At 50.4% G+C, this 17,282-nt stretch carries 13 protein-coding genes; 10 read left to right on the top strand and 3 right to left on the bottom strand.

Annotated features, from left to right (window positions below; genetic code table 11):
- Positions 1-116: 116 nt before the first annotated feature.
- From IT781_RS12345 to IT781_RS12320, 6 genes are all read left to right on the top strand, one after another.
- Positions 117-998: an NAD(+) kinase gene (locus IT781_RS12345; RefSeq protein WP_194970467.1), complete on the top strand. Its 882-nt coding sequence runs from the start codon at positions 117-119 to the stop codon at positions 996-998.
- Positions 999-1,003: 5 nt separating this feature from the next.
- Positions 1,004-2,683 (top strand): DNA repair protein RecN, encoded by a 1,680-nt coding sequence (gene recN / locus IT781_RS12340; protein WP_194970466.1) that lies wholly within the window; start codon positions 1,004-1,006, stop codon positions 2,681-2,683.
- Positions 2,684-2,719: 36 nt separating this feature from the next.
- Positions 2,720-3,748 carry an agmatine/peptidylarginine deiminase gene (locus tag IT781_RS12335; protein ID WP_194970465.1) on the top strand — a complete coding sequence of 343 codons (1,029 nt, stop codon included), beginning with the start codon at positions 2,720-2,722 and terminating at the stop codon, positions 3,746-3,748.
- A gap of 182 nt (positions 3,749-3,930) precedes the next feature.
- Positions 3,931-4,275, top strand: coding sequence for a nucleotidyltransferase domain-containing protein (locus tag IT781_RS12330; RefSeq protein ID WP_194970464.1), 345 nt, complete (start codon positions 3,931-3,933; stop codon positions 4,273-4,275).
- On the top strand, positions 4,268-4,879 hold the full coding sequence (locus tag IT781_RS12325) for a DUF2238 domain-containing protein (protein ID WP_194970463.1): 612 nt from the start codon (positions 4,268-4,270) through the stop codon (positions 4,877-4,879). The genes IT781_RS12330 and IT781_RS12325 overlap by 8 nt, the downstream gene beginning before the upstream one ends.
- Before the next feature lie 99 nt (positions 4,880-4,978).
- Positions 4,979-5,863, top strand: a complete 885-nt coding sequence (locus tag IT781_RS12320) for a carbon-nitrogen hydrolase (protein ID WP_194970462.1) — start codon at positions 4,979-4,981, stop codon at positions 5,861-5,863.
- Positions 5,864-5,941: 78 nt separating this feature from the next.
- Here IT781_RS12320 and IT781_RS12315 read toward each other — a convergent pair whose 3' ends face one another.
- A complete protein-coding gene (locus IT781_RS12315) occupies positions 5,942-6,286 on the bottom strand; it encodes an H-NS family nucleoid-associated regulatory protein (RefSeq protein WP_194970461.1) in 345 nt (114 codons plus the stop codon).
- A 1,037-nt stretch (positions 6,287-7,323) separates the two neighbouring features.
- Here IT781_RS12315 and IT781_RS12310 point away from each other — a divergent pair.
- The 4 genes from IT781_RS12310 (at position 7,324) to IT781_RS12295 (ending at position 14,057) form a co-directional block, all read left to right on the top strand.
- On the top strand, positions 7,324-10,155 hold the full coding sequence (locus IT781_RS12310; protein ID WP_194970460.1) for a 2-oxoglutarate dehydrogenase E1 component: 2,832 nt from the start codon (positions 7,324-7,326) through the stop codon (positions 10,153-10,155).
- Position 10,156: 1 nt separating this feature from the next.
- Complete coding sequence (odhB, locus tag IT781_RS12305; protein ID WP_194970459.1) at positions 10,157-11,440, top strand: 2-oxoglutarate dehydrogenase complex dihydrolipoyllysine-residue succinyltransferase; 1,284 nt, start codon at positions 10,157-10,159, stop codon at positions 11,438-11,440.
- A gap of 356 nt (positions 11,441-11,796) precedes the next feature.
- Complete coding sequence (gene lpdA / locus IT781_RS12300; RefSeq protein WP_194970458.1) at positions 11,797-13,251, top strand: dihydrolipoyl dehydrogenase; 1,455 nt, start codon at positions 11,797-11,799, stop codon at positions 13,249-13,251.
- Between the two features lie 32 nt (positions 13,252-13,283).
- Positions 13,284-14,057: a hypothetical protein gene (locus IT781_RS12295; RefSeq protein ID WP_194970457.1), complete on the top strand. Its 774-nt coding sequence runs from the start codon at positions 13,284-13,286 to the stop codon at positions 14,055-14,057.
- A gap of 85 nt (positions 14,058-14,142) precedes the next feature.
- Here IT781_RS12295 and parC read toward each other — a convergent pair whose 3' ends face one another.
- Positions 14,143-16,374, bottom strand: a complete 2,232-nt coding sequence (gene parC, locus IT781_RS12290) for a DNA topoisomerase IV subunit A (RefSeq protein WP_194970492.1) — start codon at positions 16,372-16,374, stop codon at positions 14,143-14,145.
- Between the two features lie 2 nt (positions 16,375-16,376).
- Positions 16,377-16,874, bottom strand: coding sequence for an acyl-CoA thioesterase (locus tag IT781_RS12285; RefSeq protein ID WP_194970456.1), 498 nt, complete (start codon positions 16,872-16,874; stop codon positions 16,377-16,379).
- Positions 16,875-17,282: the final 408 nt, after the last annotated feature.

Raw genomic sequence — 17,282 nt, 5'->3', positions numbered from 1 at the left:
TTAAAAGAAGGTCTTTCGCCATCCCTCATGAGAACCCCAAACATCTTCTGCCAGTAAAACTGGTTGGTTTACTGAGGTTTTTGTATAATCCAATTCATTTTGACTTGTATCCGGCAATGCAGAGCCCTTTCAAAACCATTGGCCTCATAGGCAAACCCAGTGACCCCAGCATTGCTGAGCCCCTGTCAATTCTTTATGATTTTTTAAAAAGCCGGCAATTCACTGTCCTGGTTGCCAAGGACAGCGCCCGGTTTATTCATAACCAGCCCGAATCCCGCCCTATGGACAAACTAGGCCAATATTGCGATCTGGTTATCGCGGTTGGCGGCGATGGTACTTTTTTGACCGCCGCACGGGCCATTGCCGAATATGATATTCCTTTGATTGGCATCAATCTGGGGCGTCTCGGTTTTCTGGTCGACATATCGCCCAACGAACTGCCGGACAGATTACACCGCATGCTCCAGGGCCACTATATTGAAGAAAAACGCTGCTTATTGCGGACCAAAATCGTCCGTGACGAACAAGTCATTCACGAAGAAACAGCCGTCAATGAAGTGGTGATTCATCGCTGGGTGACGCCCAGCATGATTGAAATCGTTACCAAGATTGACGGCGTCTTTCTCAATTCTCAACGCTCCGACGGCTTGATTGTTTCCACGCCCACCGGTTCGACCGCCTACTCCCTGTCCGCAGGGGGCCCGATTCTGCATCCGTCGTTAAATGCGCTGGTATTGGTGCCGCTCAACCCCCATACCCTGACCAATCGCCCGATCGTCATCGATGATTCCGCTGAAATCGAAATCAGCTTCTGCCAGACCAAGCAAATCAACGCACTGGTTACCTGCGATCAAATTGAAATTCCGGCCGTGCTGATCAGCGATAAAATTTTGATCAAAAAAGATCCGAAACCGATTAGAATTCTGCACCCCGAAGACCATGACTTCTTTCAGATACTGCGGGGCAAATTAAACTGGAGCAGTGGTTATCATACTTAATCCTTATGCTATTGAACCTTAATATCATCGACCTTGCGGTTGTCAAATCGCTGGACCTGGACCTTGAAAAAGGTATGTCCGTGCTTACCGGCGAGACAGGAGCCGGCAAATCCATTTTATTGACCGCATTAGGGCTTGCCCTGGGCGACCGGGCCGACTCAGGCTATGTGCGCCCCGAAGCCAAACGCGCCGAAATCAACCTGGAGTTTGATCTGGCCGATGCGCCGGAGGCCCAGCGCTGGCTGAAAGAAAACGATCTCGATGACGACCATCACTGCCTGATTCGGCGCATAGTCAATCAGGACGGGCGCTCCAAAGCCTATATTAATAACCGGCCGATCACACTACAGACGTTACAGACGCTCAGCGAGAAACTGGTAGAAATTCACGGCCAGCATGCGCATTTAACCCTGCTCAACAGCGACGAACAACGCCGCCTGTTGGATGCCTACGCAAAAGACCAACCGCTTCTGGATCAAGTCAACGCCTGTTACCGGCAATGGCAGCAAGCCAACAAGGAACTGGAAACACTGATCAAAGCCGGCAAGGACAAAACCGAACGCGAAGAATTATTGCGCTACCAGATTGAAGAACTGCAACAACTTGATCTGCAAAACTTCAATTACGCGGCCTTGTCGGAAGAACACAGCAAACTGGCCAATCTGGGCCAGATTTTAGCGGTGGGCCAAAGCCAGGTTGATATTCTCTATGAAAACGACGAGCAATCAGTCAGCCAGATGCTGGGCCATAGCCTGAATGAAATCACGCATATCGCCCGCTTTGCACCGGAATTAAACGAAATCTGTTCGCTGTTGTCGGAAGCGCAGATTCAGGCCGAAGAAGCGGCACAGCAATTACGCCGTTTCCTTGAATCCCAGGAAGCCGATCCGCAGCGCATGGACATACTGGAAAACCAGATCGCTGTCATTCAGAACCTGAGCCGCAAGCATCATGTCAAGCCGGACGAACTGCCGGAACTGGCAGAAAACCTCGAGCAGGAACTGGACGGACTGACTCATAGCAGCGAGCGAATCGAAGCATTAAAGATCAGCACGGCAAAATTGCTCGAGCAATACGATCAACTAGCAGCGCAATTGTCGCAGCAGCGCAAACAGGCCAGCAAAAATCTGGCGCGACAGATTTCAGCCATGATAAAGGAACTGGGCATGCCGCAAGGTGAGTTTCTGGTCAATGTCACAGCGCTGGACCTGGAGGCGCCCAAGCTGAACGGCCGGGACAAGATCGAATTCCTGGTCAGCGCCAACCCGGGCCTGCCGGCCAAGCCACTAGCCAAAGTCGCCTCGGGCGGCGAATTATCGCGCATCAGTCTGGCTATCCAGGTCACGACCAGCAGCGATAAAACCACGCCGACCATGATTTTCGACGAAGTCGATACCGGCATCGGCGGCGGCATCGCAGAGATTGTCGGGCAAAAACTGCGCAGCCTGAGCCAGAACCGCCAGGTCATGTGCGTGACGCATTTGCCGCAGGTCGCATCGCAAGCGCACACGCATCTCTATGTTGAGAAAAACAACAAGGCCGATATCACATCGTCCAATGTCAGAGTACTGAATGACGAGGAACGCGTTCAGGAAATCGCCAGAATGCTGGGCGGCGTCAACATCACCGCCAACACGCTGGCCCACGCCAAAGAAATGTTATTTCAATCCGCTGCCAGCCATTAATCGGCCGGCGCACACAACCACAAGGTACCAAAATCAATGATCCGCTTTCCAGCCGAATGGGAAAAACAGTCCGCCGTATTAATCGCCTGGCCGCATGCAACCGGCGACTTCAGCAATCGTCTCGATGCTGTCGAACAAAGCTACGGTTTTATTGCCGAAACGATCAGCCAGTATCAGCGCTTATTTATCGTCTGCAAGGATGACGCCCATCAGCAGCATATTCAGTCTTTAATCAAAAACAACGGCAATATCATCTTCCTTCACGCCGAGGTAAATGACATCTGGGTCAGGGATACCGTTTTTCTGACCGTAGAAGAAAACAACCACCCGAAATTGCTCAACTTCAGATTCAACGGCTGGGGCGGCAAATACCCGCACCAGCGCGATAACGCGCTGAACCATGCCTTATTAAACTACAGTCCGTTCAAGAATGCGGATTATGCCGACATAGACTTCATCCTCGAAGGCGGCAGCGTTGAAAGCGATGGCATTGACACGATCATGACCACGCGCCAATGCCTGTTGAACCCGAACAGAAACAAAGAACTGTCGCAACAGGACATTGAACAGCGACTGTTACAGTACTTCGGCGCCGAAAGAATATTATGGGTGGACCAGGAAAATCTGTCCGGCGACGATACTGACGCCCATATTGATACACTGGCTCGTTTCTGCTCAGCCACGACTATCGCCTATACCAGCAGCAATGATCCTGAAGACAAGCATTACGCAAGTTTGAAAAACATGGAATCTCAGCTGCAGGCTTTCCGCACGCAAGCAAATGAAGCCTATAATCTGGTGCCGCTACCGATGCCTAAACCGATCTTTGACGAAGAAGGCCAGCGCCTGCCGGCCAATTACGCCAATTTCCTGATTATCAATCATGCCCTCATGGCGCCTGTCTATGACGACCCGATGGATGCCGTTGCCCTGGAACGGCTGGCCGGCTGTTTTCCGCATCACAAGATTATCGCCACGCCATGCCGGCCGCTGGTGCATCAATACGGCAGCTTGCATTGCATGACCATGCAGTTTCCTGAAAAAGCGTTTGCTGTTATCGGCTAATGCTCAAACCGTAATTCTCAGCGGTAATTAAGTATAAGCGTCCGATATATATTCGGATGCTTATATTATTGATGAAGCCCGTTACATAATAAAACGATTTAAATGAACTTGAAGTACAAGAGCTCATTCAAAGCCATAAATACTTTATATGAGCGAGTTTATTTAAGGCACAATCATAAAACATGAAGTACGGTCTCAAAAAACAAACCATAGCACAGATAAATGCCGTTTTTGCCGGCCATCCTGAAATAGAACAGGTCATACTCTACGGCTCTCGGGCGAAAGGCAATTATAAAGACAGCTCGGATATCGATCTTGCGTTAAAAGGGCATAAATTAAATTCAAGCGTTATTGACAGGGTAAATTTTGAGCTCGAAGACCTGTTTTTACCTTATTGTTTTGATATTTCACTCTTCAGTCGAATAAATAATGCCCATCTTATTGATCATATTAATCATATAGGCGTCATTTTTTATGAATCTGCAAATGTACCGCATTTAGATAGACAAAACTCCAGCCATGACTAAAACCTGGATGGCAATATTCTTTTCGGTACTGATCTGGTCGGCTATCAATCCCAAAGATTATTTTACCTGGCTACTTGAAACCGCACCCGCTCTGATCGCCTTGATCATTCTTATCGCGACACGCCGGCGTTTCCCTTTGACTCGCCTCACCTACAACCTGATTTTGATCCACAGCATTATCCTGATGATAGGCGCCCATTATACTTATGCCGAAGTTCCGCTATTTAATTGGCTAAAAGTGACCTTCGAATTGGAACGCAATAATTACGATAAACTCGGCCATCTGGCCCAAGGTTTTATCCCGGCCATTGTAGCCCGCGAGATATTAATCAGGAATCAAGTCGTGGCAGGTCGTAAATGGCTAAACTTCCTCATTATCTGTATCTGTTTAGCCATATCGGCATTTTACGAACTTATTGAATGGTTCGTTGCCTTAGTCAGCAAAGAAGCTGCCGAATCATTTTTAGGCACACAAGGTTATATGTGGGATACGCAGTCCGACATGGCTTTCGCGTTGGCCGGCGCAGTTTCGGCAATCGTAACGTTAAGCCGTCTTCATGACCGTCAAATAAGCAAAATTGCCGCAGGACAACCTTTGCCTTAGTGACCTTTCGGCTTTCACTGAGCCCGAATAGCGCTACTGCCTATTTTTAAATCGTTGTAAAATAATACTATTGTCAAAACCCATTCAAATTTATTCATCATGAAATCAAAATTAATCGTCAGCGCTGTTCAACAGCCCTGCAATGAAGACAGACAGACTAACCTTGAATTTTCCATTGAGAAAATCCATGAGGCGGCCGCTGCAGGCGCAGACCTGGCCGTACTGCCGGAACTGCATCTGGGGCCTTATTTCTGCCAGAACGAAGATCATAATACCTTCGCTCTTGCCCAGCCTATTCCCGGCCCCACAACCGAAGTCCTATCGGCAGTGGCTAAAAAGCTGGAGATCGTTATCGTTTCAACCATCTTTGAAGAAAGAGCGCCGGGACTTTATCACAACACCGCTGTTGTTTTTGATAAGGACGGCAGTATCGCCGGTAAATACCGGAAAATGCATATTCCCGACGATCCTGGCTTCTATGAGAAATATTATTTCACGCCAGGCGATATTGGTTTCAAACCGATCCAGACTTCAATCGGCAAACTAGGCGTATTGATCTGCTGGGATCAATGGTTTCCCGAAGCGGCAAGACTGATGGCTCTGGCTGGCGCAGAACTATTGATCTATCCTACCGCAATAGGCTGGGACCCTCTGGATACGCCTGAAGAACACAAGCGCCAACTGGATGCCTGGGTCACCGTTCAACGCGCGCACGCTGTAGCCAATGGCATTCCGGTCATATCCTGCAATCGCATCGGCTTTGAGAAAGCGCCTGATTCGGATAAAGGCATAAATTTCTGGGGCAATAGCTTTATCGCAGGCCCCCAAGGGGAAATAATCACTCATGCCAACGAATCGGAGATAAAGCTGCTGACCGCCGATCTTGACAGCTCAAGAGTTGAGCGCGTCAGACGAATATGGCCTTATTTGCGCGACCGAAGAATTGATGATTATGGGGATTTAACAAAACGTTTTATTGATTAAAACCACTGGCACAAGGCAAAAACCGCGCTATTTTGCCTTGTGCCCCGGACCGGAAAATATCTGCCTGAACTTGGATAATCAAACTTCAAATTCAGAACGATCATGGCCGGCATCGATCAAAGTCTGCATCCATTTTGGCGTCACTCCACGGCCAGTCCATGTTTTTTCAGGATCTTGGGGATGACGGTATTTAACAGGCACCTTAACGCCTTTGCGAGCAGACCTTTTATCACCTTCATAAATTTCAACGGCAACATCAATTGATGCCGCCAGTTCTTTTATCTGAGCGATAACTTCCTTACGTTTATTTGCCTGCTTAGTCTTTAATGCTTTTTCGGCTTTTTCAATAAGAGTCTGCAATTCATTTTCAGTGAGATTTTGATACTCTGTCGTTTTAAGATTCTGATACTGGGATTGGGTCATTTTAGCTCCTAATAATAAAAATATATTGCAATCATATCATGATTACCTAATACTATAAATAGTAAGAATTACTTAGATTAATCTTAAATAATCATTTATAACCCTATAATTTTTTAATTCTTAGCCTGCAACACTAAGTTAATAATAATCTTAAAGCTTTTTTAATTTAATATATGCCCTAGCTCATCAATTAAGTCTAACGCCTCAATTACCTGCATTTTTATCAGTAAATAACTTGCTGCTGGTTGCCCTCCATCTATTACCTAAGATATTTATCCGTTATTAAAGCAGTCTTTCTATTATCTAGCCATTCATGACAGAGCGTCCGACCTTTTAATTCGTTTAATTCAGTAAAATAATAAATGCCTACTGCTTTTGTTTTATTGACACTAACCAGTAGATTTAGTTCTCCGACAGACTTATTATTAACCCCATGAGTCGATAAAGCACGGGAAACATTTTTATTAACAATTGGGACATGCTGTTTTTTGTTGCGCTTTTTGTTTAACTATTATTGGTTGCCTTTTTACTTTCCCCTTAACTTTAATACTAGCCGGTTGGTTTTAGCTTCTGGCCCGATCGTATTATTAACAACTTTGGACAAGTCCACAGGCTCAATTATTACTGGCTGCTCTTTGTGTATATTCATCTATTATTTCCGCTTTAGCTGAAGCATTAACGTTTGCATCAGACAGTGGCGCATCCGTCTTTTTGACATCCGGCTTTATGAAAAGTACAGCCCACTTGAAAGCAGGACGATTACAATGCTGACAATTAATAATATTCGCTTGGCATGCCGCACTGTTATCATCTCAGGCACAGAGACATGCTTTCCGATTTTGAATAATGAACTCTAATTACCATATTTTCTGTCTCTCATATTTTTATCTCAACAACAAGCAGATGAAACTTTATGATTGCCTTTGCCACTAATAAAATGAACCATACTTTGGCTAGACAATATCTAACCAAGTACTATACCACTGCGGATAGGGTGGAAATTTAAAAACCCGTTTTGAATAAATTGGATAATACTAATGAGTAAGCTGCTAAAACTTTTTCAAGATTCTTCCGGCCTCTATGGCAGCAATGCCAGTTTCATTGAAAGTCTGTATGAAAAGTTTCTGGAAGACCCTGAGTCGGTCGACCCCAGCTGGCAGAAAGAATTCAGCGCCATTCACGACGGTGTCGAATATGAAGCGGCCCACAGTCCCATCGTAAAACGCTTTGCACAGCTCGCGATTAAATCTCAAGGCAGGCTGGCCGAATTGCAAGGGTTCACGGAAGAAAGCGTCAAAAAGCAATCAGCCGCTGCCCGGCTCATCAACCATTACCGCGTCCGCGGGCATCAAATCGCTCAAAACAATCCGCTGGGAAAAACAACGCCCCCGCCTCCCGATTTTGATCCAGCTTATTACGGACTGTCCGCGCCCGACATGGATACTCTGTTCGATGCCGACATGCTGCGGGGCATTGACCGGTTACCGCTGCGCGACATCATAACCAGCCTGAAAGAGATTTACTGCGGCAGCATTGGCACCGAATACATGCATATTGTCGATACGACAATCAAACGCTGGATAAGAAATCATCTGGAAAGCCCGAAATCGACTTTAGCGATAGAACCCGAAAAAAAGCGCTGGCTGTTGAAGCTGCTGACTGCAGCTGAAGGCATAGAAAACTATCTGCATACACGATTTGTCGGCCAAAAGCGCTTCTCACTGGAAGGCGGCGAATCGCTGATTACGGTTCTCGACGAACTCGTCCAGAGAGCCGGGGAAAAAGGCGTTAAAGAAGTCGTGATCGGCATGGCGCATAGAGGCCGGCTGAATGTGCTGATCAATGTCCTCGGCAAAAGTCCCGCCATTTTATTCGACGAATTCGCCGGCCTGCCCAAGCTATCGCCCGGTGTCATTTCCGGCGACGTCAAATATCACATGGGGTTTTCATCCAACATTGCCACGCCTGGCGGACCGCTGCATTTGACGCTGGCTTTCAACCCGTCGCACCTTGAGATCATCGATCCGGTCGTGGAAGGCTCGGTAAAAGCACGTCAGGACAGGGCCGGCGCGGACGGCGAAAAAGCGGTCATCCCAGTGCTGATCCACGGCGATGCCGCGTTTTCGGGACAAGGCATCATCATGGAAACGCTGAACATGTCGCAAACCCGGGCCTTTTCTACCGGCGGCACGATTCATATCGTCATCAACAACCAGATCGGCTTTACCACCAGCAATCCGCAGGACGCGCGTTCCACCCTCTATTGCACCGATGTGGCCAGCATGATTCAGGCGCCGGTTTTCCACGTCAATGGAGACGACCCCGAAGCCGTCATTTTTGTCACTAAAATGGCGCTTGATTTCAGAATGACTTTCAACAGAGATGTCGTCATCGACCTGATTTGCTACCGTCGCCTCGGCCACAACGAAGCCGATGAGCCCTCGGCCACTCAGCCGCGCATGTACAAGAAAATCCGCAAACTCAAAACCACGCGGCGGCTTTATGCGGACCGCCTGATCAGTGAAGGCGTCATTACGGAGGAACAGGCTGCCGAAATGGAAGAGCAGTATCAGAAGCAGCTTGATGCCGGCCAGGTTGTTTCCCGGCCTGTGCTGGACCACAACCATTACTCATATACCACGCAATGGAATCAGTTCCTGCACGGAAAATGGGACACCCCCTGCGACACTTCCGTTTCGATAGACCACATTCGCTTCTGCAACGATCGCATGCAGCGGCTGCCGGCCGGCTTTGAACTACATCCGCGCGTCGCTAAAATTATGGATAACCGCCGTAAAATGGCTGCCGGCGCCATGCCTCTGGACTGGGGATTTGCCGAGAACATGGCTTATGCGACCTTGCTGATGGAAAAATATAATGTCCGCCTGACCGGCCAGGATGTCGGCCGGGGCACATTCTTCCATCGCCATGCCGTCTTGCATAATCAGCTCAACGGCAAAACCCACACGCCGCTGAAACATCTGGACAAGGATCAGGGCCAGACGCAGATTTTCGATTCATTGCTGTCCGAAGCGGCCGTATTGGGATTCGAATACGGCTACAGTTCCACCGTACCGAATACACTGGTCATCTGGGAAGCGCAGTTCGGCGATTTTGCCAATGGCGCGCAAGTCGTCATCGATCAGTTCATCAGTTCCGGAGAAACCAAATGGGGCCGGCTGAGCGGTCTGGTCATGTTTCTGCCGCACGGTTTCGAAGGCCAGGGACCTGAACACTCATCCGCCCGACTTGAACGCTATCTGCAGCTGTGTGCCGAACACAACATTCAGGTCTGCAATCCGACCACGCCGGCACAGATATTTCATTTGCTGCGCCGGCAATTGATCAGGCCTTACAGAAAGCCGCTGATTGTCATGACGCCCAAAAGCCTGCTCAGGCATAAATTCGCCGTTTCCACGCTGGAAGACCTGACCGATGGGCAATTTCAGACTATCATCGGCGAACAGGACCCGATCAATCCGAAAAAAGTTACGCGCTTTATCTTATGCTCCGGCAAGGTTTACTATGATCTGCTCGAAGCGCGCCGCAAGGACAAAGACAATCTGAAACATGTAGCCATCACGCGCATAGAACAATTGTATCCTTTCCCCATCGAAGCCTTCAGAGCGGAACTGACGAAGTATCCGGCCATGAAAGAATTCGTCTGGTGTCAGGAGGAGCCTCAGAATCAAGGCGTCTGGTATCAATCCAAACATCATTTCGCAGATAGTCTGCCTGCGCATGTCACTATGAGTTACAGTGGCAGAGAGGCGTCTGCAGCCCCTGCGGTGGGGAATTTCCGCGTCCACATAGAACAACAAAAAGCCGTCGTAGAATCGGCCTTATACAGTAAGTCATCAGGAAAATAACATGAGCATTGAAGTCCTAGTCCCCAACCTGCCCGAATCGGTTTCAGACGCCACACTGGCTACCTGGCACAAGCGCCCCGGCGATTTGGTCGATAAAAACGAAAACCTGGTCGATCTGGAAACGGATAAAGTGGTTCTTGAGGTACCCGCGCCGGACTCAGGCATTCTGCGTGAAATACGCAAGAAAGACGGCTCGATAGTCGTTGCCGGCGAAGTACTGGCCGTGCTCGAGCCTCAAGCCGCTCAAGCACAGACAGCCGGCAAAATACAGGCCGTTGAGGATATTGAAATGGCCGAACCTGAAACACGCGCACCTGGCAGTGAAGCGCATCCTGCGCTCAGCCCTTCGGTACGTCGACTGATTCTGGAAAATAATATCGATCCCGTTGGCATAAAAGGCACGGGCAAAAATGGCCGCATCACTAAAACCGACGTGCTAGATTATCTGGAAAGCCACAAACCGCCTGCAGCTGAAATCGAACCGTCAAAACCGGAAACCGCGCCCGTAGAGCCCATCAGGCAGGAAACAACGGCTAAACCAGAGATAGTCAAGCCAGCCGAGCCGGCAATGCCTGCTATGAATCTACGTCCGGAACAACGAGTTCCAATGACGCGTTTGAGAGCGAGGATTGCCGAGCGCCTGCTGCAGGCCCAGCAAAATGCAGCCATGCTGACGACCTTCAATGAAGTCAATATGCAAAACGTTATTGATCTTCGCAATCAGTACAAAGCCCGTTTCGAAGAAAAGCACCATATCAAGCTGGGCTTCATGTCATTTTTCGTCAAGGCTTCCATCGAAGCCTTGAAGCGTTTTCCGGCTGTGAACGCTTCCATTGACGATAACGATATTATATATCACGGCTACTATGACATTGGCATCGCTGTTACGACAGAGCGCGGCCTGATCGTACCGGTTCTGCGCGATGCCGATCAGCTCGATTTCGCCGGCATTGAGAGAAGCATCGCCGATTACGGAGAAAAAGCGCGTAACGGCACACTGGGCTACGAGGACCTGAAAGGCGGCACATTCACCATTACCAATGGCGGTATTTTCGGTTCCATGCTGTCAACGCCGATATTGAATCCGCCGCAGTGCGCCATATTGGGCATGCATGCCATCAAGGAGCGCCCGATTGTCGAAAACGGCCAGATTGTCATCCGGCCAATCATGTATCTGGCTTTGTCCTACGATCACCGCCTGGTCGACGGACGCGATGCCGTGCAGTTTTTAGTGACGATTAAAGAATGCCTGGAAGCTCCCGCCCATCTGCTTCTTAATATCTGATGTTATGTCGGACGATTTTATCCCGTTTGCCGCGCCGAGCACCGCAGCTTTCGGCGAGAACACCCAGCATTCGACGCCGCCAACGCTGGGTCCCTGGTTCCCATGGTCCTCCGTAGGAACCGATACCGAGCTTTGAGAGCGGCACGTCGTATCCAAGCCCGGTATACGTTCCCACGCAGGAGCGTGGGAGCGAGGAAATGCAGGAGCAATTGCCGAGGCGACGCAAAAGAAAGGCACTCGCCCTCGGGTGCGATAAACCCGATTAAACCAAACCTTCGCGCTAGCGATACTTTAGCCAAACCGATCTGTATTCAACTTACTGCGTAACATCAGTTAATATTTAAGAAGGCTTTATTATGTCAAAGCTACAATCTCATTACGATGTCGTCGTCATTGGCGCAGGGCCGGCTGGTTATGTCAGCGCCATCCGATGCGCGCAGCTCGGCTTGAAAACGGCCTGCGTCGATAACTGGAGCAATAACAAACGCCAGAGCAGCCTGGGCGGCACTTATCTTAATGCCGGCTGTGTCCCCGCTATAGCCCTTCTCGAGTCGGCAAAAATTTATCATCTGCTGAACCATGAGATGAGCAGACATGGCATTCATGCTGAAAATATTTCAGTGGACATCTCCCAGATGATGCGACGCAAGGACAAAATCATCGAAACGCTCAGCAATAAAATCGTCGATATATTTAACCATCACAAAATTACCCGTATCCATGCCCAGGCAAAATTGCTCAATGCCTGCGAAGTGGAAATTACCCCTGTAGACCCTTCGTCATCGTCCATCATTAAGGCCAAAAATATTATCCTGGCCGCCGGCTCATCCCCGATCTGTCTACCCTGCGCCCCGATCGATAATGAATTCATCATTGACTCCACAACCGCCTTAAGCCTTGACAGCGCACCCAAAAAGCTGGGCATTATCGGCGCCGGTGTCATAGGTCTGGAGCTTGCCTGCATTTGGAAGAAACTCGGCTCCGAAATCGTTATGCTGGAAGCGCAGGAAAATTTTTTAACGCTGCCCGACCAGCAAATCTCACGCGAAGCCTATCGCATCTATACGCAACAAGGACTGGAAATGCGTTTGGGAGCGCGGGTCATTTCCACCAAAAAAGGCCATAAAAAAGTTACTGTCGAATATCAGGATAGTGAAGGTCTGCATTGCCTGCGTGTAGACAAACTGCTTGTTGCCTCGGGAAGAAAACCCAATACCGAAAACCTGATCGCCGCGGAAGCCAATTTAATGCTCGATGAAAATGGCTTCGTGCATGTCGATGAAAACTGCAGAACCACCCTGCCTGGTGTTTATGCGATAGGTGATTTGACTTCGCTCGGCCCCATGCTGGCCCATAAGGGCATAGAGGAAGGCGTCTTCGTCGCCGAACAGATTGCCGGCGTTCACAACCCGATCAATTACGAACTCCTGCCCTGCGTTATTTATACCGAACCTGAAGTTGCCTGGGTCGGCCAGACCGAACAGGCTTTAAGAGCCATAGGTGAGCGCATCAAGATCGGAACTTTCCCGTTAAGCGCGGCCGCCCGGTCTCATGCCATGGGCATTTCTGAGGGGATGGTTAAGATCATTGCCCATGCCGAAACCGATGCCATACTTGGCGTTCATATCATTGGCGCCCATGCCTCCGAGCTGATTGCCGAAGCCGCACTGGCTATGGAATTCTCGGCCAGCGGCGAAGATCTGGCCAGAACCATACACGCACACCCGACCATCTCAGAAGCCTTGCATGAAGCGGCGCTGTCTCTTGAGAAACGGGCATTGCATTTGCCAGTGGGCACACTGGCATCATAAGAAATCCGGTTCCTCTAATACAGAAATCCAATATGCTCCTCTCTTCCGTTTTTGAATCCCTGTTCAAATGGCTTTTCATGCTCAGCGTATTGGTGATGGGAGCGACTTATTTTTATAAGGACACGTTGCCTGATCCTTCGTATTACGATCTGGATCAGCTCGAAGAACCGGTGCAAACGCCGGCTTCCGATCAGGCTTTCACGCTGCAGGTCAATGGACAGGAATACACAATCAATCCCAAATTCAGCTATGAGCTCGACGGCGTCGTTGTCGGCTATCATGATGCCGATGATTTCAGTGATATCTGGCATCACAAACGTTGGAAGGATTTCATCAATCTGCGTGATCTCTGCGTAATCTGGGGCGAGAATGTCGAGTCAGGCGTTTACAAAAGCATGACGTTCAGCAATGACAGCTGGACCTGCTGGGCGTCCTGGCCCGATGCCTCAATCGGTGCGCTTTTCAAAATGAATGCACTGTCCAACAATCATCTGCTGACCGATGATGACGCAGTCAAAACAGCCCTGATGAGTGCCGAACCCGGCGATCATATCCGGCTGAAAGGTGTCCTGGCGAGCTATTCCAATAAAGCCAGCGGCTTTCAGCGCGGCACCAGCGTCATCCGGGACGACACCGGCAACGGCGCTTGTGAAACGATTTATCTGGACGAATTCAAGATTATCAAGAAAGCCAACCGCAAGCTGCGCCGGTTATATGGCATGACAAAATGGCTGACTCTCTTTGCCGGTATCGGATTTCTGATCATGTTTGCCATCACACCGGTCAGAAATAACCGAAGGTATTAACTGCAAAAATTCATCTGCCACGAGGACACGAAGAATAGAACTTCGCGTCCTCGTGGTTTCAGGTTTCATGTTTTAGGCAGCGAACTTACTCACACTCCAAACCATCAACCCGCTGAAAGCCTCTCGGCAAAGCCGATCCTCTATTGGCGCGGCTGCCTGAATAATGCTCGATATCAGACGGTTTCAGCGTCAAATGGCGCTTTCCGGCCAGCACTTTCAGCTGACCGTTTTCCGGCAGCGTAATCACCGCGATCACTTCATCCTTGCCGGCGGCCAGATCCGAAGCCAGGATCTGGATCAGCTTGTTGCCCTTGCCCTTCGCCAGCGCCGGCAGTTCGGCCACCGGAAAGACCAACAAACGGCCCTGCATCGTAACGGCCGCAAGCAGGTCGGATTCGTTGGCTACCCGTGCCGGCTTCAACACCTTGGCGCCATCCGGCAGCGCAATCAGTGACTTGCCGGCCTTGTTCTTGCTGAACAGTTCCTTGAGCTGCACACGGAAGCCGTAGCCGGCGTTGCTGGCCAGCACAAACCAGTCATCGGGATTGCCGGCGAGCAGATGCGTGAAGTAGGCGCCGGCCGGCGGATTAAGGCGCCCGGTCAGCGGCTCGCCCTGGGTTCGGGCCGACGGCAGATCATGCGCCGACGTGCTGTAAGCCCGGCCGGTCGAATCGAGCAGATAAACCGGCTGGGTCGTTCGGGTCCTGACCGCATCGAGAAAACCGTCGCCGGAGCGGTAGCTCAGGCTGCTCACGTCGATGTCGTGGCCCTTGGCCGCCCTGATCCAGCCTTTCTGCGACAGAATCACCGTCAACGGCTCATTGGCTATCAGCTCGGTCGTATCCAGCGCCTGCGCGGCCTGCCTTGCGACGATCGGCGAACGGCGGTCGTCGCCGTATTTCTCGGCGTCGCGTTCGAGTTCCTTCCTGATCAGGCGGTTCAGCAATTTTTGGGAGCCGAGGGTCTTCTCCAGCGCGGCCCGCTCTTTTTCCAGCTCATCCTGCTCGCCGCGGATCTTCATTTCTTCCAGCTTGGCCAGATGTCTCAGCTTTAATTCGAGAATCGCCTCGGCCTGCAGGTCGCTGAGCCCGAACCTTGCCATCAGCACCGGCTTGGGATTGTCTTCATTGCGGATAATGGCGATGACTTCATCGATGTTCAGATAGGCGATTAGTAAGCCGTCCAGAATATGCAACCGGGCCAGCACCTTGTCGAGCCGGTGCTGGAGCCTGCGCCGGACTGTTTCGGTACGGAACGACAGCCATTCGGCCAGGATGTCCCTCAGCCCCTTGACCTGCGGCCGGCCGTCCAGGCCGATCATGTTCATATTGACGCGATAGCTTCTTTCCAGATCCGTCGTCGCGAACAAATGCGACATGACCGCCTCGACATCGAGCCGTTTCGATTTCGGTATGACCAACAGGCGGGTCGGATTTTCATGGTCCGATTCGTCCCTCAAGTCCTCGATCATCGGCAGTTTTTTCGCCAGCATCTGCGCCGCGATCTGTTCCATCAATTTGGCACCTGATACTTGATGCGGCAGGGCCGTGATAACGATATTGCCGTCTTCCAGCTCGTATTTGGCGCGCATCTTGATCGAACCGCCGCCGCTGACATACATTTTCCGTATCTCTTCGGCAGGCGTGATGATTTCGGCGTCGGTCGGATAATCGGGGCCTTTGATATGCCTGAAAATAGCGTCTGGCGGACAATCGGGATCATCCAGCAACTCGATGCAGGCATTGGCTACTTCGCGCAGGTTGTGCGGCGGAATGTCGGTCGCCATGCCGACGGCGATGCCCATCGTGCCGTTCAGCAGCACGTTCGGCAATCTTGCCGGCAGTAAAACCGGCTCTTTCAGCGTGCCGTCGAAGTTATCGGTCCAGTCGACCGTGCCCTGCCCCAGCTCACTCAGCAAGGTCTGCGCATAAGGCGTCAGCCGCGATTCGGTGTAGCGCATGGCCGCGAACGATTTGGGATCGTCCGGCGAACCCCAGTTGCCCTGGCCGTCGATCAACGGATAACGGTAGGAAAAATCCTGCGCCATCAGCACCATGGCTTCGTAGCAGGCCGAATCGCCGTGCGGATGGTACTTGCCGAGCACGTCGCCGACCGTTCTGGCCGACTTCTTGTATTTCGCCGCCGCCGTCAGGCCCAGCTCCGACATCGCATAAACGATGCGCCGCTGCACCGGCTTCAGGCCGTCGGCAATATGCGGCAGGGCCCGGTCCAAAATCACATACATGGAATAATCCAGGTAAGCTTTCTCGGCAAAATGCTTTAACGGCAGTTGTTCGTAATTCTCTTGTATACCCACAGTCACAATTCACTCTTTGGTAAATCTACATGTAACGCCCGGCTCTTTTCCATGAATTCCTGGCGCATTTTTTTGCGCATTTCTGCGGCTTTAAATAATCTTCTTTCCACTTCGGTCTCTAGCTGTAGTTTCGGTATTTCCTGAGGTCTGCCGTTTTCATCGACGGCCACCATGGTAAAGTAGCAGGAGTTGGTGTGCCGCGTCTCTCCTGTCATCAGATTCTCGGCCTCGACCTTGACGCCGATTTCCATCGAGGAGCGTCCCACGTAATTGACATGTGCGGAGAAAGTCACCAGTTCACCAACCTTGATCATCTGCCTAAAGAACACATGGTCCAGCGATGCAGTCACGACATAGTTTTTGCAATACTTCGCCGCGCAGGCATAGGCCACCTGATCCAATAGCTTTAATAGCGCGCCGCCGTGCACATTGCCGGAAAAATTCGCCATATCCGGCGTCATCAGCACAGTCATAGCCAACGACTTCTCTTGTCTATCCATTTTACTTTCCTGACTCAATAAGGCTGTATAGCCTTGTTATGACACGGGCAATCCGAAAAATGCCCTCCTGTCGTCCCCTTACGACGTATTCTACCTGAAGGCTGCTTATAAAGGCCTAAGAACCTGTTCATTGTCTCCACAGCAACGACAAGCAAGCGAAATTACAGGCGGGTATTGGGCAGGCGCGCGGTATTTTTCCATAGCCTCCGGCACTTTACTAGATATGTACAGCCCAGCCTTGGGCTTTTCTTATGTTTCTGTTGTCAGCAGGTATTGAACAGGCCAAGATCCGACAGTTGCGACCTGTTTTTTTCTCCTCACTGCCACTTTTAGCAGTTGGTTGCCTTTCAAGCTCAGAAATGGATCCAGAAAGTTGGACAGTGGCTTAAGTGATAAAACTGCTCTATT

The sequence above is a fragment of the Methylobacter sp. BlB1 genome, from assembly GCF_015476545.1.
GTDB lineage: Bacteria > Pseudomonadota > Gammaproteobacteria > Methylococcales > Methylomonadaceae > Methylobacter.
This window is presented reverse-complemented; position numbering and strand designations above follow the sequence as displayed.